Below are 19,203 nucleotides of genomic sequence, written 5' to 3' on the forward strand. Positions count from 1 at the left end.
CAGGCGGGCCTGCGGCGGCGGACTTTTCCCGGGTCGGCGGGCCGGTGACGACGGAAGGGAGGCCGAGGTCCGCATCTACGTCCGCCGGGTGACGTTTGAGATCCGCGTGGGGGATAGATGGGGTGCGTTGGCTCGAAGGAGGAGATCCCATGACCATCGCAGGCGGCATCGTTCTCATTATGCTCGGCGCCATTCTCACGTGGGCGGTTGAATTCGACATCGCCGGATTCGACATCAACGTCGTCGGTGTCATCCTGATGATCGGCGGTCTCGCGTGGCTCCTGTTCGCCGTGTACCGGCTCAGCCTCGCCCGCCGCGCGGTGGTGCCGGACTCCACGGCCACCACCGTGATCGAGGACCCGGTCACCCAGCGCCGCACCTACCAGGAACACCGCTACAACGACCCCCCGGCCGTGTGACCCCGCGGACCTCTCCCGCGGGAGAGCCGCGACCCCGGCGGGTACCGCCCGCCGCTCCGGATCCGTTAGGAACCGGTCCCCACGGGTAGGCGTGCCGATTCAGTGAACGCGAACGGAGGGCAGGACGTGAGCAGAGTCGTATCCCGCGGCGCGAGTGCCGTGACCGGAATGATCGGCGGTGCGATCGCCGGAGTCGTCTTCAAGCAGGTCTGGAAGTTCGCGTCCGGCGAGGACGAGGCACCCCAGGCGACGTCGGACGACTACGGCTGGGGCGAGATCCTCGTGGCGGCGGCCATCCAGGGCGCGATCTTCGGCGTGGTCAAGGCCGCGATCGACCGTTCCGCGGCCCGGAGCATCCACAGAGCCACCGGAAAGTGACCCCGCGAGGCCGCCGCCACCGGTGACCGGCCTCGCGCCGAAGGCCCCCGATCCCGTTCACGGGACGGGGGCCTCCGCGCGTCCGGAAGCCTTACCGGGGTGCGCGTCGCAGGGGTCCTCGAAAAGTCCTCGGAAGGACGGGTCTCCCGACCCGGCGCCCGGGGCGGGAGAGGGAGCCGTCAGGCTGCTCCGGGACAGGGGTGGGCGTCGGCCGCCCGTCGCGCCGGGACGCGGGAGGAGAGCACCTCCGCGTACACGGCGGACGTCTGGGCGGCGATCCGGTGCCAGTCGTAGCGTGAGCGTGCCCGCGCGGCCGCCGCCGCCCCGTAGGCCGCCAGCAGGGACGGCGCGGTGAGCAACCGGCGCAGCGCGCCGCCCAGCGCGTGCGGCTCACGCGGCGGGACCAGCAGGCCGGTGACCTCGGGGACGACGGTGTCCAGGTGCCCGCCCACCGCGGACGCCACCACCGGCACCCCGCAGGCCATCGCCTCCAGGGGCACGATGCCGAACGGTTCGTACCAGGGCATGCTGACCACGACGTCCGCCGAGCGCATCAGGGTGGGGACGCTCTCCCTTCCCACCCTGCCGAGGAACCTGACGCGGTCCGCCACGCCGCACCTGGCGGCCACGCGCGAGAGACGGCCCGCCTCCGGGTCGTCCAGGTCGCCGCCGGCGACGACCAGGGTGGCGCCGGGGATGCGGGAGAGGGCGTGGATCGTGGTGTCCACGCCCTTGCGGCGGACGGGACGGCCGATGGCGAGCAGGACGGGACCCGGGCCCAGGTCTCTCCTCGGGCCGGAAGGGGTGAAGGAGCCCACGTCGACGCCGCAGGGCACGACCCTCGTCCGGCTCCGCGGAACCCGCATCCCGCGCAGTTCCGCCACCTCGTCGGCGCAGGTCGCGACGACCGCGTCCACCTGGGAGGCGACCATCGCCTCGATCTTGAGACGCTCGGGCGGGCTGGAGTCGGCCCTGCCCTGGTGGCGGCGCTTGACCGTGCCGAGGGCGTGGAAGGTGTGCACGATGGGGACGGCGGCGTCCCTCGCGGCGGCCAGGGCGGCCAGGCCGCTCATCCAGAAGTGGCTGTGGACCATGTTGGGCGGCGCGTCGCGCCACCGCCTGGCGAGCCACCGGCCGAAGTCCGGGATCCAGGGGAGCAGGTCGTCCTTGGCCAGGGTCATGGCGGGTCCGGCGGGGACGTGGACCACGGTGACGCCGGGGGCGAAGGAGGTCTCCTCAGGCTGTGAGGGGCATTCCCTGCGGGTGTAGACGGTCACCTCGTGCCCGCGCGCGGCGAGCGCGAGGGAGAGTGCGGCGACGTGGACGTTCTGGCCCCCGGCGTCGGCTCCGCCGACGGTGGCGAGGGGACTCGCATGCTCTGACACCATTGCGATCTTCATGGACACGTCTCCACCGGGTGTACGGGGCAGGCGTGCCTGCGTCCTGGGCATACCTTCCTACCCTGCCCTGGCGGGGGTCTTTAAACGTGTTTGACCTTGGGATTCACGGGAAGGCGAGCAGTTTTGGACGGAAAGGAGTTCGACGATGGAGGCTCCCCAGTACGTCGCGGCGCGCGTGCAACGCGCGCTCGCCGAGGACGAGAGAACCACGGAACTCGGCATCCGGGTCGACATCCGGGGTGATCAGCTCTATCTGCGCGGCCAGGTCGTCGGCACCGACCGCAGCGAGGTGATCGCCGAGGTCGCGGGCGAGGCGGCCCCCGGGCTGGACGTCCACAACGAGATAGACATAGTGGACGTACGGGCACCGGTGGGGGAGGAGAGGCTGTGAAGGACGTGCGGATCGCGGCGGTCGGGGACGTACACCTGGACGAGAGCCGCAGGGGAAGCTACCGCGAGGGGCTCCACGACATCGGGGAGAAGGCCGACGTCCTGCTGCTCGCCGGGGACCTGACCCGGCACGGCACCATGGAGGAGGCCCAGGTGGTGGCGGACGAGTTCCGCGACCTGCCGATCCCGGTGGTGGCCGTGCTCGGCAACCACGACCACCACTCCGACCTGCCCGCGGAGATCGCCGCCCTGCTGCGCGACACCGGGATCGAGGTCCTGCACGACGACGCGACCGTGCTCGACGTCAACGGGGTACGGCTCGGCGTGGTCGGCGGCAAGGGCTTCGGCGGGGGGTACGCGGGCAAGTGCGCCAGCGACTTCGGCGAGCCGGAGATCAAGGCGTTCGTCGGTCACACCAAGCGGATCGCCGACCGCTGGCGGGTGGCGCTGAAGGAGCTGCAGGCCGACCGCAGGGTCGTGCTGTCCCACTACTCGCCGGTCAAGGACACCCTCGCCGGGGAGCCACTGGAGATCTATCCCTTCCTCGGCAGCTACCTGCTGGCCGAGGCGGTCGACGCCGAGGGCGCCGATCTGATCATCCACGGCCACGCCCACGCCGGTACGGAGAAGGGCGTCACCCCCGGCGGCATCCGGGTGCGCAACGTGGCGCTGCCGGTGCTGGGCCGGGCGTACGGCGTGTATCTCCTCTGACGCTCCTCTGACGCGCGGATCGCGGCGCGCCTGATCCGGTACGCGGATCCGGCGTGCGAACCCGATGAGCGAACCCGACGGCGGGAGTCCGGCGACGCGGAGTCCCGCCCGAGGAGAGAACCCCCGAAGAGAGGACCGGGGCCGGTCTCGAACCTTCTCGCACCTCTGCCTTGAACATGTCGCACACGCCTTGAACATGAAGAAGCGGGCCGGGGGGTACCCGGCCCGCGAGGCTTCTGTGGGAGTTCGGGGCGCTTACGTGCTTCTGACGGATGTTCTTCTGCTCTTCGCGAGCGTGGGGCTCGCGCCGAGAGGTGTGCCGGCCCTGTCAGGCCCGCACCGGACGGCGTACGGACATCAGGCCGCACGGAACGGTGTGCGGGTCGTGTGGCCCGCACCTGGGCGGTGTGCGAGCGCTGGGCTCGCACCGGTCATGTGCTGCGGCGAGCGCGGGGCTCGCGTCACACATTGAAGATGCTCACACCCCCGGGACCGACGAGGAAGCCGAGGACGATGAGGACGATCCCCCAGAGGAGGTCGCGACGGGCCAGGATGACGTAGATCCCGGAGATGACGAGGACGACTGCGATGATCCAAAGCAAGGTAGCCATAACCGGCCTCTGCCCTCACAATTCACTACTTAACATCTTCATCATCCTTGGTTCCGTACAGATCAACTATCGGCTGGATGAACCACAGCCAGGCGCTCAGCAGGGCCACGACCGCGGCGAACACCGCCGCGGGCCAGGCGTTGAGCACCGTTTCCGCGACGAGCGCGACCGAACTCGTCATCGCGACCGCGAGCCCGGCGAGCCCCGCGATCCCGAGAGTGTTGGAGCGGTGCAGCATCTTCTCCTTCAGCCCGGTCCTGAACAGCAGGCGGTGCTGGGCGGCGGGGGTGATGAAGCAGATGGACGCGACGCCCGCGCTCAGCAGGGCGATGAAGAACAGCCAGTGCCCCAGGGTGTCCACTTTGTTGAACCCCGCCGCGAACGGCAGGGTGAACAAGAAGGCGAACAGCACCTGCACTCCGGTGACCGCGACGCGCAGGCCCTGTAACAACTCGCCGAGTTCGCGGTCAACGCGTTCCTTGCGAGTCTCTCCGGGCTCGGGATGTTCTTTTTGTACATGTTCAGGCTGAATCATGCGCTCCGTTTACCCAAGGAAAGGTTTGGCATGCCTACCTGGGAAGCTACGGGGTACGCGTGGGCTATGGGAAGCCACAGTCACGAGGTCACCGACGCGATTCTTGAAACACTGAAGCGAGCGAGCAGCGGGCTGAAGGACGCGGACGTCAGGTTCGCGCTCGCCGGAGGCTGTGCCGCCTACGCGCGCGGAGCCGCCCCCTCGCTCCACGACGTCGACTTCGTCCTCCCCCAGGAGGACGTGCCGCTCGCGCTGGAGGCGCTGGGCAAGCTGGGATTCGAGACGTCCAGGCAGCCGCCGGAGGACTGGCTGGTCAAGGCTTTCGACGAGGGCCGGCTGGTGGATCTGATCTTCTCGATCTGCGATCACCCGGTCACCCCCGAGCTGCTGAAACGGGCGGAGCCGATGAAGGCCTCGGCGGTGATCCTGCCCGTCCTGGAGGCCACCGACCTGGTCATCTCGTGGTTGCTGCCGCTCTCCGAGCACAGCTGTGACTACGGCTCCCTGCTGCCCCAGGTCCGCGCCCTGCGCGAGCAGGTCGACTGGGACCGCGTCGCCGCCGTCGTCCAGGACTCCCCGTACGCCTCCACCTTTCTCATCCTCCTCCAGCGCCTTGACGTCATCCCCGGTCCCGTCGACTCCTCCGGCGACCCGACCTGGCCCTGAGACACGACCACCCCGCGAACGCGAAGGGGCCCCGCCATCCCCGGCGGGGCCCCTGTCGTTGTCCCTGTGTCTTGATGTGCCGGGTCAGAAGGTTCCGGGGCCGCCGCCGAAGGGGAAGCGGCCGTAGTACTCGCCGACACGGTCGCGGTAGGCGGGCTCCCTGAAGTTCGTCTCGTCGAACTCGGGGGCGTCCTTGATCTCCTGCTTGGTGCGAGCGACGTAGACCTTCTTCTCCTGCGGGTCGATCTGCGTCACCGTGCTCGCCGGCAGGAGGACCTTCTTGCCGAAGATCCACGGGCCCGTGTCGACGACGAGGTAGCTCTCGCCGACCTCGTACGTCGCCTCGTCGATGGAGCCGATCTTCCCGTCGGTGGCCTCGACGTGGTACCCGGCGACGTCGAGAGTCCTGTCCTGGTCGTAGACGTCGGCGCGGTAGTTCCAGAGCTCAGGTTGCATGGCTGAACATCTCCCTTGACTTGATACTCCGGGCTCCGGTCACGTACCCGAGCGAGGAGCCCTAAACGGCATTTCCCCAAGTCAGCGGCTATGGAACACCGTTCGTCTACCTTCGTTTCCCCAGGTCACGGCGGGGATCCGCCCACTGCTCCCCGGGTGGACCTCACCGTCCGGTGCCCTTTGGCGCCATATATCCACTCATGTACGGACCACAGTGCCAGGTCCGGTAAGCTTGTCGAAGTCAAGCGCCGCTAGCTCAGTTGGTTAGAGCAGCTGACTCTTAATCAGCGGGTCCGGGGTTCGAGTCCCTGGCGGCGCACCACAACCTGACCAGCGCATCCCTTGATTGCAGGGGGTGCGCTGTTCGCATTCAACCCGCCCTTTTCGCGCGGGTTTGTCCCCGATGTTGGCTCCATGTTTGCTCGAACGCCGCCGCCCCGGCAAAAACGATCACCCCTGCCCCGTCACAACAGCCATGATCGCCATAGAGCTTCAGCGAACCCCCGCTGATCACCATCTCCACAGGGCTTGCCTTCGGCAAGCAGAAGCTTCGGACGGTCGACACAAGACACCCTGTCTGAGCTTGCTCCGCTTTGACGGACACCGGTGGTGTGGTGTTTAGGCTGCTGCAGTGGTTTCGAAGCCACCTTCACCGCCCGGCTGATCGATGCTGGCCTGTACGTCCGCTCTTTCCCGCCCCACCACATCGTCCTGGACGAGCTGTCTCACTACGAAGACCGCAGGTCTAGCTCATGGCAGACATTACGATGACTCGCCTCGCAGTCGCGTGTGCCCATCGCGGCAGCTGAGCGCGTTTCACGGGACGAAGGCGGTTTGGTCGGCTAAAGGTCGCCCGTTCACGGCACGTCTTTTGAGAGAGTGGTCCAGTTGCCGTTGCCCAAGATTTTGTTCCACCGGGGTCTCCATGAGGGGAGGCGAACATCCGGAACGATGCGGGGGCTCGGTGTGGTGCCCCGACTAGCCAAGAGACGCACCACTTGCTTCCACGTGCCCTTACCGATGATTTCTACGGCGCACTGTTGGCACGCGCCTCGACGGGAGCATCGATTATTCACGCCGCCCGCCAACAACTGCCGCAGGTGGTTGAAAGCATCGAGCGGCGAATCCGCCTGTACGAGGTACCAGATTCCTTGACGCTCCTCAGGCTCTAGGCTGGCAGCGACATCGATCTCCTGTGGGAGGTAGAGCCGCTGTTCGTGGTAGCGGATAACGAAGATTTGGTCCAGTACATCGACTTCGTCTCCCGACGGACATTCCGACTCGAGCCAGGCGATGGCATCCTCCCGAGTACCCGGTCCCCACAGCAGATCTTGTGGGAAGGGGGTCGTCGCGTATCGGGAATCGAAATAGCCTAGCTCCGGATCGCCGACGACTGCGAGCACGACCGCGTACTGGTCCTGGTCTGGCTCAGGTGCGGTGGCTTGGAAGTGCTCAGCCAGGCCGGTTGAGCTCGAACCGCCGTCGCTGCTCCACGCGATGACGATCGGCTCGCGGCGGATGGGAGCCGGGTAGAGTCGTCCGCCCGGGGTCAGGGCGCCCCACAGCTGATTTATCGTCTCTGCCAGGTCTCTGATGGCGAGCGCAGCGTCCAAGGGCGTTGTGATGTGATCGCCCGCCTCGTGCGCAACGAAATTTCGCAGCCGTATGAACAGTGGTTCGGCATGCCGGTTGCGTTGCCCGCGGAGCAGCCTCTCGGCGCGCGCCCACGTCATGAGCGAGCTCAGCATGCCATCAAACGGGATCGTTTGTCCGTCGAGCAGTTGAAGCAACAGGGCTGGCTGACCACGGCGTCTCTTGAACTGGGCACGGACCTCTTCGAAGTTCGAGACGGAGACTCGGAGTTCGGTTCGCTCATCGTCGACGATGGTGATCTCACTGCCATAGAACTCGGTGAAGCGCTCCCGCAGGGCGAACTCGAGGGTGAGGTATGCCTGGTCGTGGGCGGCCGTATAGAGCTCGTAGTTGAGAACGCCGTAGCTGTAGGTGTCCCGCACCTGCTCGAAGCGGGTTCGAACTCGCTCGGAGACCTGGGGCGCGAGGTCGAAGCGGCCGATGTTCTCCTGCTGGAAGATCGTTGCGTCTTCGGGAGCCATCCGCCCACCGAGCCCCCAGGGTGAGAAATGAAGAGCGCGCTCGTCCGGTTGCTGCAAATCCATGAGTGTTTTCGTCTCCATGCGAGCCTCCGCGCGTTGAAAGGTAAGCCTTCCAGGCTATGCCTTTCAGGTCTGAACCATGAAGGGTTTTCGGTCGAGGCTCGTGGACGGTCTGGGAGGCGACGGTCGGTGTGATGACGGCGAAGTTCCCATCGATCCCCACGTCAGCGGAACATGTCGCCCAGCGAGTAGGACAGCCGTAGGGCTGCGGGCCGACCGGCTCGAGTACGCGACGCAGCTCTGAGAGGGCGGTGGGGTCGGAGCTGATGACGTCGCGGTGGTCGCTGAGGTAACCGGAGGATTTCATCGATCATTTGGGACGGAACGGCCTTGGTGTGCAGTAACCAGAACATCGCTGCTAGGACGTCTGTGTCCTCTTCGACGTTAATACGTTTAGTAAGAACACGTGAAAGATTATCCGCACCCCCCGTCAGAATCTCTGTTGTAGATCATTCGCCACCGAGGAGTCCGGCAGTACGCATCAGAATCGTGAGTTGTTCTTTCGCGAGCGCTGTTGATTCCGGGGCGCTCAGGGTTCCGTCCGCATGAGGGTGCAGCCCAAGCAAGGCGCCCTGGAGGGGGACAGACAGTTGTCGCAGCTCGTTGACACGCCCGAGCAGCAAATCCTCCGCTGCGGTCAGGAGCTCCATGCCCCACCGCTGGGCCGCGTGCTCGCTGGTGTCGACAGTCACGTGGTCGTCGTCGCCGGTAAGCACACCATCCTCGGCCAGCATGTCGAGGGTGCTTTCGAGGTTGGGCCTGCCATCGACCAGTCGAAGCTGGCGGGTAACCGGATCGTAGGAGGCGGTCAGGCAGTGTTCGCCTCGACGCAGCAACGACTCCTCCACTCCGCCTTCCCACGTCGACCGCTCCAACTCGACCCAGCCGGTGCCTGACAGCTCCGCCTCCAGGTAGTCCAAGACGATTTCCGAGTAGTGGTCGACGTCACCGGTGCCGTACAACCGCTGATAGGTCTCCCCCGCCCAGCCGCCATTCTGGTCGGCCACAGCGGCGATGTCGCCAGCGGTGACGATCGACGTGAGCAGCATGTCGGCTTCCGGAAATTCGGCGTTGGGGCAGCCACCGCGGTGGCACCAGTTTTCCCCCGGACACGACAAGATCACTCGCCGCACCGTGTCCACGGTGTCGGTGCCGTCGGCAGAGCGGCTCACGCACAACAGGTAACTGTGCAGGGGGCCCGGGACACCGATCAGACCTTCGGTGCCGTGTAGGGCCCCGCCGTACACGTATACGATCAACCCGCTTCGGCCCTCCCCTGCCCAGCCGGCGATGGCAGAGCGAACAGTGGCCAGCGTGCCCACATCTACGCTGGGGTCCCATGCGTCGAGCAGCCAGCGGGCGCTGTACCGCCAGTCCCCAGCACCCTCGAGGGCGATAGCTAGCGTCTCGTAGTCCTGGCGCGTGTCGTCGGTGACTGGCAGCTCTCCAAGACTCGTCGAGGTGGCCAGCAATTCGCTTGCCACTCCCGGGTCCTGCGCCGCCGACAGCGACTTTGCAGGTTCGAGAGCCCACCAGCGTAGGTCGTCGGGGATCAGCGCCTCGTTGGCCTGTGCGTCAATCGAAACAGTCACGGCGGGCCCGTGCTCGCTGGTGACACCCAGGACCGTGCACAAGGCCGCCTCCCATTCTCCGATTCCACCAGGCATCATGGTCAACTCCAGCCGGTCCTCGGCCGCGGCGGGCAACAGGACTGTCACGTCGCCGAGTTCGACAAGAGCGGTAACCGTCAGAGGTCGTTCGGAGCGATCCTCGGCATTGAACGAGTCGGCCGCTGACCCCGGTGTGGGTTTGCCGTCTCGATCCAGGCGTGGAATCCATGGTGGGCGCCGCTCCTGTCGCCGTCGGATTCGGTTCGCCTCGGCCAGTAATTCATCTTTGGTCGGATACGACCGAAGGAAGCCGCTAGCGGCGGGCCGCACCAGGGCCTCCAGATCGGCCTTGCGAAGCTCTTCCGGATGCTCGGGCACGTCGATGAAAAGCTCTGGTGCGACCATCTGAGCAAACCGCGCCCGCAGCGCAGCGGTGAACTTCGCCGCGAAGTCACCCTTGGTGGACTCGAACGCCTTCTTGGCCGGCTCCAGGTCAACACCGTCCTCGACCAGGCTTCCCATCATCGATAGCAGTATGTCGTTGTGGTTGTACGCGCTGACCATGACCATGACCATAACGGCCAGCATCGACACGGACAGGGCGATTAGTGCCAACGCGCCACTGGTTGTGGCTCCCGAGGGACCGTTGCCACTGCTTTGGACATCACGTCCGGCGTTGTCCAGTGGACGGGTGACGGTCGGGGATGTCGTGCGAATGAGGTTTTTCGCTCATCGGAGACATCAACTACTTCCGATGAGCGCAGGCTTGGTATCCCGCCCACCCGGCAAGGCCCCGGGGCTGGATCAGGCCCGTCGGCTTACGGCCACCCTGGCGCCGCGGCGCCGCCACAGCAGGCCGGAGACGGCGCCGAGGGTGATCAGGGAGCCGGTGAGCACGAGGGCCCGCCCGTCGGGGCCGCTCTCGCCGCCGCCTCCGGTGTCGGCTCCTCCGGCCGGGGTCTCGTCGATCTCGCCGTCCGTGTCCTGCGGGGTGTCGGCCGCCTCGGTGTCCTCGTCCGCCGGGGGCGGGCTGACGGGATCCGTGGCCGTGTCCGTCGGGTCGGGATCGGTCGTCTGGCCGCCGCCCGCGGTGACGGTGAGGGGATAGGTCGTCAGGGCGTCCTTGTTCAGGGACTCGCACTCGATCAGCGGGTTGGTGGGCAGGGTCCCGAAGTTGATGGCGGCGGGCTTCACCGCCGCGGTGCCCGGATTGTTCGAGGTGGTCGCGAGCGCGATCTGGGCCGCCGGCAGCGGGATGGTCTGACCCGCGCCGACCGCTTCGAGGGTGCCCACCCCGGTGGCGGAGGTCAGCCCGGGAAGGTCGCTGATGGAGGCGTACGCGTACAGGTTGGTGCCCTCGGGCAGTCCCGCGGCGGGTGCCGTCAGGCCGGTGCCGGTGTAGGTGCCGCGCCAGCCGATCGTGAACTGCTGTCCCGTGGAGGCGGTGGCCGGCACCGTCATCTCGACGTTGATCTCGATGGTCTGCTTCTCGGCCACGCCGTCGGTGGTGCACTCGTACTCCACGACGTCGGCCGCGACGGCCGAGCCCTGCCCCGCCGAGGAGGGGAGAGGGTGCCAGAGGACCAGGCCCCCGGCCAGGGCGGCGACTGAGAGAACCGAGCGGACGCGCACGTCGCCTCCTGCTTACGACAGATGGGGCACAAGGGGAGACGGTGGGGGACGGGGTTCGGTTGACACCAAAAGCCCGATCTGTACGGCGATTCCGTCTCGTGAGTGTGATGGGTGCTTGTCGGCTGAGACGAGAAAAGCACCGGATGGGGTGTTCGCCCCATCCGGTGCCCAGGTCGGCTACGAGGTCATGAGACTACGAGGCGTAGACCTCGAACTCGGAGAGCTGGCCGGCGGGCCAGCCGCTGTTGGCGGTGAAGGTCAGGCGCAGGTGGCGCCTGCTGGTGGCCGGGAAGGTGATGGTGGCCGTGTTACCGGTGGCGGGGTTGAAGGTGTAGGTCGCCGAGCCGACGACACCGGTGAAGTTCGTCCCGTCGGTGCTGCCCAGGACGGCGACCGCCTGGGTGCGGGTGGCCCAGGCCGTGGCCGGGGGCAGCTTCAGGACGACCCGGCCGACGCTCTGCGTGGAGCCGAGGTCGACCGTGACCGACTGCGGGAAGGCGTTGCTGTTCGACTCCCAGTAGCTGTTCGCGTTGCCGTCCACCACGTTGCCCGAGCCGTACACGTCGGCGTGGCTGGTCTCCGTGGTAGGCCTGCCCTGCGCCAGGTTGGTGACGGGCGCCGAGCCGCCGGTCCCGGTCAGGGCCACGGTCAGCGGCCCGTTCGGGTCGTTGCTCGCCACGCTCAGGGTGCCCGTACGGGTGCCCGTCGCGGTGGGGGTGAAGGTGACGTTGACGGTGCAGGAGGCGCCGGCGGCGAGGGTGGTGCCGCAGGTCTTGGTCTGGGCGTAGTCGCCGGTGGTGGCGACCGTGCCGAGCGTCGCCGACCCGGTGCCGGTGTTGGTGACCGTCACGGCCTGCGCCGGGCTGGTGCTGCCGACCGTCCTGGCGGCGAACGTCAGGCTCGCCGGGGAGGCCGCCAGCGACACGGTCGGCGTGGGGTTGCCGCCACCCGGGAAGATCTGGAACTCCGAGATCTGGCCCGCGGGCCAGCCGGTGTTGGCGGTGAGGTTGATCCGGACGTAGCGTACGTTCGAGCTGGTCAGCGGGATCGCGACGCTGTTGCCCGTGGCCGGGTTGAAGGTGTATCCGGCCGAGGCCTTCAGCGTGGTCCAGGTGGTGCCGTTGGTGCTGCCCTGGACCGACAGGGTCTGCGTCCTGGTCGCCCACGCGGCCGCCGGCGGCAGCTTCAGGGTGACGGAGCCGACGTTCTGCGCGGTGCCGAGGTCGGCCTGCAGCCACTGCGGGAAGGCGTTGCTGTTCGACTCCCAGTAGGTGGAGGCGTTGTCGTCGTTGGCGTTGCTCGGCGGGAAGCCGCCGTTGGAGCTGCTCGCCGTCATCGTCGCGCCGAGCGCGAGGTTGGTGGTCGAGCTCGTGCCGCTGCCGCTCAGGCCGACCGTCAGCGGGCTGTTCGGGTCGTTGCTGGCGATGGTCAGGCTGCCCGTACGGGTGCCCGAGGCGGTGGGGGTGAAGGTGACGTTGACGGTGCAGGAGGCGCCGGCGGCGAGGGTGGTGCCGCAGGTCTTGGTCTGGGCGTAGTCGCCGGTGGTGGCGACCGTGCCGAGCGTCGCCGAGGCGGTGCCGGTGTTGGTGACGGTGACGGCCTGCGCCGGGCTGGTGCTGCCGACCGCGCGCGCCCCGAAGGACAGGCTGCCGGGGGAGGCGGTCAGGGCGACGCCGTTGGTGCCGCTGCCGGAGAGGCTCACGGTCACCGGGCCGCCCTGGGCGCTGCTGGCGACGGTGAGCGTGCCGGTGCGGGTGCCCGTCGCGGTCGGGCTGAAGGTGACGTTCACCGTGCAGGTCGCGCCCGCGGCGAGGGAGCTGCCGCAGTTGTTGGTCTGGGCGTAGTCGCCGGTGACGCCCACCGAGCCGATCGGGGCCGCGGTGGCGGCTCCGTTCGTGATGGTGACGGCCTGCGCCGGGCTGGTGGTGTTGACCTGGCGCGCGGCGAAGGACAGGCTGCCCGGGGAGCCGGACAGGCCGCCGGTGTTGCCGCCGCCACCGGGGTAGATGTAGTTCGGCGTGGGCCAGGTGCCGGTGCAGGTCGTGCTGCTGGGGCTCCAGCCGGTGTTGCCGGTGCCGAAGACGGGCGTGAAGGCCGCGCCGACGCAGTTGTGAATGGCGACGCCCGCGCCGATGTGCGCGGCCTTGACGTTGTTGAACGTCATGTTCGCGCCCGACTGCGCCTGGATCATGTACGTGCCGGTGCCGTCGATGTTGACGTTGTTGAAGTTCACCGTGCTCGTGGTGCCCTCGATCATGTGGATCGCGGCGTACGAGCTGTCCAGGATGTCGGTGTTGGTGACGTTGATGGTGGCGTTTACCGGCTCGTTGAGCCCGCTGAACCAGATGGCTCCGACGCCGAAGTGCCAGTTGAAGTCGTTGTTGCCCGCCCGGAGCAGGGTGTTGCGGGCGACGGTGTGGGTTCCGGCGACCGCGGTGCCCTGGCCGGAGTTGACGCCCGGGTAGCGGTTGGAGATGTGGATGCCGCCGCCGTTGCTGACCGTGTCGGCCACCACGTTGTCGGTGATCTGGATGTCCCTGCCGCCGTACGTGACGATGTTGTTGGCCAGCAGCGTCACGCCCACGGTGTTGAACGTGAACTTGTTGCCGACGTTCGGGATCCGCTCCGGCCACATGGCCAGGGCGTCGTCACCGGTGTTGCGCAGGAACGTGTTCGTCACGGTCGAGTTGGTGACGCCGGTGTGGAAGTTCACGCCGTCGGCGGTCTGGTCGAGGATGCGGCTGTTCTTGATGGTGAAGTTGTTCATCGGGCCGTCCATCCAGGCACCGACCTTGGTGTGCTGCATCCACACGTTGTCCACGACCGAGTCGGTCATCGCGCCGCCCATGGCGTTGACCTGGTCGTTGTCCTCGCGCTCCATGACCTCGCCGATGATGGCGAAGTCCTTGAGCGTGACGTTGCGGCTCGGGCCGCCCGCCTCGTGGGCGCGGATCTCACCGCCGTAGCCGCCGCCCTGGACGTACTTGCCGTAGACGCCGACGGCCCGGTTGCGCTGGGTGGGGTGGCGCCCGCCGAGCACGCTGTACCAGGGGCCCGCCCCGCGCAGGGTGACCCCGTCGACGACCACGTGGTCGTAGAGGTTGTAGGTCCCCTCGGGGATGTACACCTCCTTGGCCTGGGCCTTGCCGGCGTTGACCGCGGCCTGGAAGGCGGCCGTGTTGTCCACGCCCGTGTTGTTCTTGATCGCGCCGAAGTCGTCGACCGACAGCGAGCCGGACGGGCGCCCGATCGGGGCGCCGACGACCTCGAAGTCGGCGAGGTCCACGGTGACCGGGATGCCGCCGGTGTGCTGGATCCGGACCTTGGCGCCCGCGGCGAGCGTGGACCCGAACATGGTCCGCGTCTCGTCGTAGAAGTGGTGCGGGTTGGTGTCGCCCGGGTTGTTGTTGAACGGGTAGCCGCCGTAGTACCAGCCGTACTTGGAGGTGAGGGTCAGGTCCTTCAGGTGCGTGCCGTTGAGCCGCAGGCTGGCGGTGGTGTTCTGACCGGTTCCCGATGCGTTGTCCGGCACGCTGTAGCGCAGTGACAGCGCGTTCGCCGGCCGGGTGAGCGTGAACTCCACGTACTCGCCCGAGGAGTCGAGTGTCACCGCCCTGCGGCCAGAGGCCTCCGAGGGGAGGCGGCCGTAGATCCGGTCGGGGCCGATCACCTGGCCCGAGTGGGCGGTGTCCTCGGCCTCTATCTCGAAGAAGGGCACGGTCGCGCCCCGCCCCGGGAAGTCGAACGGGGAGTCGGCTCGCACGGCCGCCGTGGCGGGGGTGACGGGTAACGAGGCCAGCCCTCCCGCCGTCAGCGCCGCGATCGTGGCGATTGTCCAGGCCTTTAGCCTGCCGGACTTCTTCATCGGCTGACCCTTCACTTTACGAAGAGCCGGACGCTTCGCGGCCGGAGCGTCGGGGGACGCCGGCCGGTGGTGCCCGGGGGGTATCCACACCTTAAAATGACGAACAGATTGCTGCAAGATTTCAGCGAATACATGCAACGTAACGACTGTGTTGCGCTGGTTCCTGTACGGAAAGTTTCATGTAACTGCTTGCGTGTGGCTGGAAGCCGCTTGCGTGACGGTGGAAGCGGCACCCGGCGCCGGTTTCGGCGCCCGGGGTCCGGTTTCCCGGAGCGATCTGGGGCGGGGGCCTGGTCGGCGGCCGTGATCCCAGGTGGAACATCCCAAATGCGGGACATGGTGAGGTTTGCCGGTTTCTCGGCAAAGGTCGATGTGCTGCCATACGATGCTTCATCGTGGCGAGCTGGCACGGAACGGCACAACGCGCCGAGACATCCTGGAGTCCGTCGTACGGCACCCCGGCGCGGGAGAACGGCGGCGGTCCCATGAGGCTGCTCGTGCTCCTCAAGAGTGTGCGTGCCCACAAGACTGTGCGTGGCCTCAAGAGTGTGCGTGCCCACAAGACTGTCCGTGCCCACAAGGCTGTGCGTGTCCATGAGGCTGTTCGAGAACGAGCGAAAGACAGCGCTGTCAAATGAGTGATCCCGGGCTGCGGTTCTCGATACTGGGGCCGGTGCGCGTCTGGCGGGACGGCGACGAGCTGGAGATCGGCTCCCCCCAGCAGCGGCTGGTCCTCGCCGTCCTCCTCCTGGCCGAGGGCAGGGCGGTCGGCCACGATCACCTGCTCGACGCCGTCTGGGGCGAGTACCGTCCGCGCACCGCCATGAGCACGTTGCGCACGTACGTCTCGCGCCTGCGCTCCGCCCTCGGCGCCGAGGTGATCACCTCGATCGGCAGCGGGTACGCCCTCGCCGGCGGGATCTGCGACCTGGTCACGATGGAGGAGCTGTCCCGCGCGGGACGGTACGGCGAGGCCCTGGCGCTCTGGCGGGGAGAGCCGCTCGCCGGGCTGGAGGGCGGCTACGCAGAGGGCCAGCGGGTGCGGCTCGGGGAGCGGCGGCTCGCCGTGCTGGAGCGCAGGCTCGCCGGGGAGGTCGAGGAGGGCAGGCACACCGAGGTCGTCGCCGAGCTGACCGCGCTCCGCGGGGAGCACCCGGCCAGGGAGCGGCTGTCCGGCCTGCTGATGCTGGCGCTGTACCGCTCGGGGCGGCAGGCCGAGGCGATCGGCGTGTTCACCGACACCCGGGAACTGCTCGCCGAGAGTCTCGGCATCGACCCCTCGCCCGAGCTGGCGGAGCTCTACCAGCGGATCATCACGGCGGACCCCGCCCTCGGGCGTGAGAAGGCGGCGAGCCCGGCCGTCAGGCAGGTGCCCCGGCAGCTCCCCGCCGACACCGCGGACTTCACCGGCAGGGAGTCCGAGGTCGACGAGATGGTGGACGCCCTGAGGACGGGGAACGCCTCGGCGCTGGTGATCTCGGCCGTGTCGGGTACGGGCGGCATGGGCAAGACCACCCTGGCCGTCCACGTGGCGCACCGGCTCGCGCCGGACTACCCCGACGGCCAGCTCTTCGTGAACCTCCGGGGCTCGGGGGCGCAGCCGCTCGCGCCCGAGACCGTGCTCGGCAGGTTCCTGCGCTCCCTCGGGGCCGAGGTCCCCGCCGACGCCGAGGATCCGGGCGAGCGCGCGGCCATGTACCGCTCCACGCTGGCGGACCGGCGGGTGCTCGTCGTCCTGGACAACGCCGCCGGTTCGGCGCAGGTACGGCCGCTGCTGCCGGGCGCCGCCGGGTGCGCGGTGATGGTGACGAGCCGCGCGAAGATGGTCGGCCTGTCCGGCGTACGCCAGGTCGACCTGGGCGTGCTGCCCCACGACGAGGCGATGGCGCTGCTGGCCAAGGTGGTCGGGGAGGCGCGGGTCGCCGCCGAGCGCGAGGCGGCGGCGGACCTGATCGGGGCGTGCGGGTACCTGCCCCTGGCGATCAGGATCGTGGCCTCGCGGCTGGCGGCGCGGCCCGCCTGGAGCGTGGCCAGGATGAGCGACCGGATGGCCGACGAGCGCAGGCGCCTGGCGGAGCTGCGGGTGGACGACCTGGCCGTCGAGGCGACGTTCGCCCTCGGCTACGACCAGCTCGACGCCGCGCACGCCTCGGCGTTCCGGCTGCTCGCCGTCCCCGACGCGGCCGACTTCTCGCTGGGCTCGGCGGCGGCCGTACTCGGCCTGGACGAGCCGGACGCGGAGGAGGTGTGCGAGGCGCTGGTGGACGTGAGCATGCTGGAATCACCCTCGCCCGGCCACTACCGCTACCACGACCTCCTCAAGATCTTCGCCCGGTCGCGGCCGGACGGCGAGGACGTGCGGCGAGCGGCGCTGGCCAGGCTGCTCGGCTACTACCTCGCCGGCATGACGGCGGCCTACTACCTGACCTACCCGGGCGCCCCGGTGCCCGGCCGGGGGGCGTCCCTCCCCGGCCCGTCCTTCTCCGGGCTCTCCTTCGCGGACGAGGAGGCCGCGGTGAACTGGGCGGAGGACGAGGAGCAAGGGGTGATCGGCTGCGTGCACCAGGTCGCGCGGACTCCGGGAAGCGTCCTCTCCGACGCGATACGGCTGCTCGACATGGCGTCCGACGTGCTGGAGACCGACGTGACCCCCGAGCGCTACGAGCGGGCGGCCGGAGCCCTCGTCGAGGCGGCGGCGGCCCGAGGGGAACGCCGCACCGAGGCGCACGCCCGGTGCGTGCGCGGCGGGTTCTGGACGAGCCGCTGGTTCCTCGACGCGGCGATCGAGGACGGCGTCGCCGCGCGGGACCTCAGCCTCGCCGAGGGCGACCTGGCGCGGTACGCGGAGAGCCTCAACCTGCTGGCCATGGTCGCCTCCAACCGCGGCGCGAAGACCGAGGCGATCGCGCTGTACGCCGAGGCTGTCGAGGTCTGGCGCGGGCTCGGCGACCGGAGCGGCGAGACCGTCGGCCTGGGCAACATGGCGCTCGCGCTCGCGTCGGTCGACAGGACCGCCGAGGCCGTGGAGGCCGTGGAACTGGCCGATCGCACCATCCGCGAGCTGGGCGGCGGGGCGGATCCCGACATCCTGTACCAGTCGGCCGTCGTACTGCGCGACGCCGGGCGCCCCGAGGAGGCGCTCTCCCGGCTCCTGGAGACGCGGAAGGCGTACCGGAGGCTCAAGCAGCGCGTCCGGGAGGGGGCGACCCTGCTGCGGATGGCCGAGACCCACCTCGCCCTGGGGCAGCCGGACCGCGCCGTCGACTGCGCCGAGGACTCGCTGGGCCTCATGGCGGAGGCGGGCGACGAATGGATCCAGGGCAAGGCACTCGTCGCGCTCGGCCAGGCGTTCTCCCGGCTCGGCCAGCCGGGCCGGGCCGGGGCGTGCCTCACCGAGGCGCTTGAGATCTTCGTACGACGGGACATGCCCGAGGCCGGCGAGGTACGGGCCCTGCTGGACCGGCACGGGGCCTCGCGGCCGAACGCCGAGCCGAGGGCAACCGCCCTCACCGGCTGAGACCCCGCTCCACGGGTGTGCTCGACCTGCCGCCTTCCGCGTCGCTCGGCGCGCGGTGAACCCGTACGTACCTCCCGCTCACGTACCTCCCGCTCACGTACCTCCCGCTCACGTACCTCCCGCTCACGTGGCGCGGCCCGGGGGAACTTTTCGTGCCCGCCCGGCCCGCGTGGTGAACCCGTGCGTGCCTTCCGCGTGTGCCCGGCCCGCGTGGTGAACCCGTGCGCGCCTTCCACGCGTGCCGGGTCCGCGTGGTGAATCCTTGCGTTCGTGGGCACACCACGCGTGGTGTGCCCACGAACGACTTCCACGTCCGCCCGGCCCACGCGGTGAGATTCGCACCCGTGCGTGGAACGGAGTGAAACGCCTGCTCGCGGGGTGGAACGGCGTGCCGTCCGGCGGTGTGGTGCGTGTGACCTGCGGGTCGGAGGGGAACGGTGGAACATCGCGTTCGGGCCCGGAACTGTCGGTGCCGGCTGGCATTATTAGAGGTGTGGATCTGCACTACTACGACACGTCTCCCCGCCCCGGCCGTCGCGACGGCCAGGTCGGCGAGGTCGTGGTGTCCTCCTCCAAGGGGAGCGAGGAGGACGGTGGCGGTGCGGTTCTCCATGTGCCGCCAACCCGGGGTGGCCCGCCACAGGAGGAGGCACTCTTTCCCTGAAGTCCTACGGGCAGGGATGTCGAGAACGCATCCGTGGCTCCGATCCTCTGTGATCGGCAGAACGAGACGGACGACGATTTTCGAGGAGGAACGACCATGCAGCCCACGAAGACGAACACCCTGAAGGTGCCCGGCGCGACCCTTCACTACGAGATCTGCGGCTCGGGCCCGACTC

At 68.6% G+C, this 19,203-nt stretch carries 13 protein-coding genes, 1 tRNA gene and 3 pseudogenes; 9 read left to right on the forward strand and 8 right to left on the reverse strand.

Going from position 1 to position 19,203, the window contains the following annotated elements; translation table 11 throughout:
* Positions 1-149: 149 nt before the first annotated feature.
* Both ACSC1Q_RS20220 and ACSC1Q_RS20225 read left to right on the forward strand, forming a co-directional pair.
* Positions 150-419 (forward strand): DUF6458 family protein, encoded by a 270-nt coding sequence (locus ACSC1Q_RS20220; protein WP_436760250.1) that lies wholly within the window; start codon positions 150-152, stop codon positions 417-419.
* 126 nt (positions 420-545) lie between these two features.
* A complete protein-coding gene (locus ACSC1Q_RS20225; RefSeq protein ID WP_436760251.1) occupies positions 546-797 on the forward strand; it encodes a DUF4235 domain-containing protein in 252 nt (83 codons plus the stop codon).
* A 179-nt stretch (positions 798-976) separates the two neighbouring features.
* Here the strand turns inward: ACSC1Q_RS20225 and ACSC1Q_RS20230 are convergent, their stop codons facing one another.
* Complete coding sequence (locus tag ACSC1Q_RS20230) at positions 977-2,197, reverse strand: glycosyltransferase (RefSeq protein WP_436760252.1); 1,221 nt, start codon at positions 2,195-2,197, stop codon at positions 977-979.
* A 145-nt stretch (positions 2,198-2,342) separates the two neighbouring features.
* Between ACSC1Q_RS20230 and ACSC1Q_RS20235 the strand changes: the two genes are divergently transcribed.
* Together ACSC1Q_RS20235 and ACSC1Q_RS20240 are read left to right on the forward strand one after the other, a co-directional pair.
* A complete protein-coding gene (locus ACSC1Q_RS20235; RefSeq protein ID WP_436760253.1) occupies positions 2,343-2,588 on the forward strand; it encodes a BON domain-containing protein in 246 nt (81 codons plus the stop codon).
* Positions 2,585-3,298 carry a metallophosphoesterase family protein gene (locus ACSC1Q_RS20240; RefSeq protein WP_436760254.1) on the forward strand — a complete coding sequence of 238 codons (714 nt, stop codon included), beginning with the start codon at positions 2,585-2,587 and terminating at the stop codon, positions 3,296-3,298. Before ACSC1Q_RS20235 ends, ACSC1Q_RS20240 begins: the two co-directional genes overlap by 4 nt.
* Positions 3,299-3,759: 461 nt before the next feature.
* On the opposite strand, the gene ACSC1Q_RS20245 is transcribed toward ACSC1Q_RS20240, so the two are convergent.
* Both ACSC1Q_RS20245 and ACSC1Q_RS20250 read right to left on the reverse strand, forming a co-directional pair.
* The gene (locus ACSC1Q_RS20245; protein WP_184719841.1) at positions 3,760-3,909 is read right to left on the reverse strand and encodes a GPGG-motif small membrane protein; all 150 of its coding nucleotides are present in this window, start codon (positions 3,907-3,909) and stop codon (positions 3,760-3,762) included.
* Between the two features lie 25 nt (positions 3,910-3,934).
* Complete coding sequence (locus tag ACSC1Q_RS20250) at positions 3,935-4,444, reverse strand: DUF6328 family protein (protein WP_436760255.1); 510 nt, start codon at positions 4,442-4,444, stop codon at positions 3,935-3,937.
* Positions 4,445-4,510: 66 nt separating this feature from the next.
* Between ACSC1Q_RS20250 and ACSC1Q_RS20255 the strand changes: the two genes are divergently transcribed.
* A complete protein-coding gene (locus ACSC1Q_RS20255; RefSeq protein ID WP_436760256.1) occupies positions 4,511-5,110 on the forward strand; it encodes a nucleotidyltransferase family protein in 600 nt (199 codons plus the stop codon).
* An 84-nt stretch (positions 5,111-5,194) separates the two neighbouring features.
* On the opposite strand, the gene ACSC1Q_RS20260 is transcribed toward ACSC1Q_RS20255, so the two are convergent.
* Positions 5,195-5,566, reverse strand: a complete 372-nt coding sequence (locus ACSC1Q_RS20260) for a PRC-barrel domain containing protein (protein WP_436760257.1) — start codon at positions 5,564-5,566, stop codon at positions 5,195-5,197.
* A gap of 245 nt (positions 5,567-5,811) precedes the next feature.
* Here ACSC1Q_RS20260 and ACSC1Q_RS20265 point away from each other — a divergent pair.
* A tRNA-Lys gene (locus tag ACSC1Q_RS20265) sits at positions 5,812-5,888 on the forward strand.
* A gap of 535 nt (positions 5,889-6,423) precedes the next feature.
* On the opposite strand, the gene ACSC1Q_RS20270 is transcribed toward ACSC1Q_RS20265, so the two are convergent.
* From ACSC1Q_RS20270 to ACSC1Q_RS20285, 4 genes are all read right to left on the reverse strand, one after another.
* Positions 6,424-7,761: a hypothetical protein gene (locus tag ACSC1Q_RS20270; protein WP_436760258.1), complete on the reverse strand. Its 1,338-nt coding sequence runs from the start codon at positions 7,759-7,761 to the stop codon at positions 6,424-6,426.
* Positions 7,762-8,189: 428 nt separating this feature from the next.
* Positions 8,190-9,944, reverse strand: a complete 1,755-nt coding sequence (locus ACSC1Q_RS20275) for a hypothetical protein (RefSeq protein ID WP_436760259.1) — start codon at positions 9,942-9,944, stop codon at positions 8,190-8,192.
* A gap of 210 nt (positions 9,945-10,154) precedes the next feature.
* Positions 10,155-10,982 (reverse strand): hypothetical protein, encoded by an 828-nt coding sequence (locus tag ACSC1Q_RS20280; RefSeq protein ID WP_436760260.1) that lies wholly within the window; start codon positions 10,980-10,982, stop codon positions 10,155-10,157.
* 193 nt (positions 10,983-11,175) lie between these two features.
* Positions 11,176-14,847, reverse strand: a complete 3,672-nt coding sequence (locus ACSC1Q_RS20285; protein WP_436760261.1) for a choice-of-anchor D domain-containing protein — start codon at positions 14,845-14,847, stop codon at positions 11,176-11,178.
* A 634-nt stretch (positions 14,848-15,481) separates the two neighbouring features.
* On the opposite strand from ACSC1Q_RS20285, the pseudogene ACSC1Q_RS20290 reads away from it, so the two are divergent.
* From ACSC1Q_RS20290 to ACSC1Q_RS20300, 3 pseudogenes are all read left to right on the forward strand, one after another.
* Positions 15,482-16,147 (forward strand): annotated as a pseudogene (locus ACSC1Q_RS20290) (AfsR/SARP family transcriptional regulator); the annotation flags it as partial.
* A 126-nt stretch (positions 16,148-16,273) separates the two neighbouring features.
* Positions 16,274-16,753, forward strand: a pseudogene (locus ACSC1Q_RS20295) (NB-ARC domain-containing protein); the annotation flags it as partial.
* Positions 16,754-17,701: 948 nt separating this feature from the next.
* A pseudogene (locus tag ACSC1Q_RS20300) lies at positions 17,702-18,364 on the forward strand (tetratricopeptide repeat protein); the annotation flags it as partial.
* Between the last annotated feature and the right edge of the window lie 839 nt (positions 18,365-19,203).

This window comes from Streptosporangium heterodermiicola (assembly GCF_051390675.1).
Taxonomy (GTDB): domain Bacteria; phylum Actinomycetota; class Actinomycetes; order Streptosporangiales; family Streptosporangiaceae; genus Streptosporangium.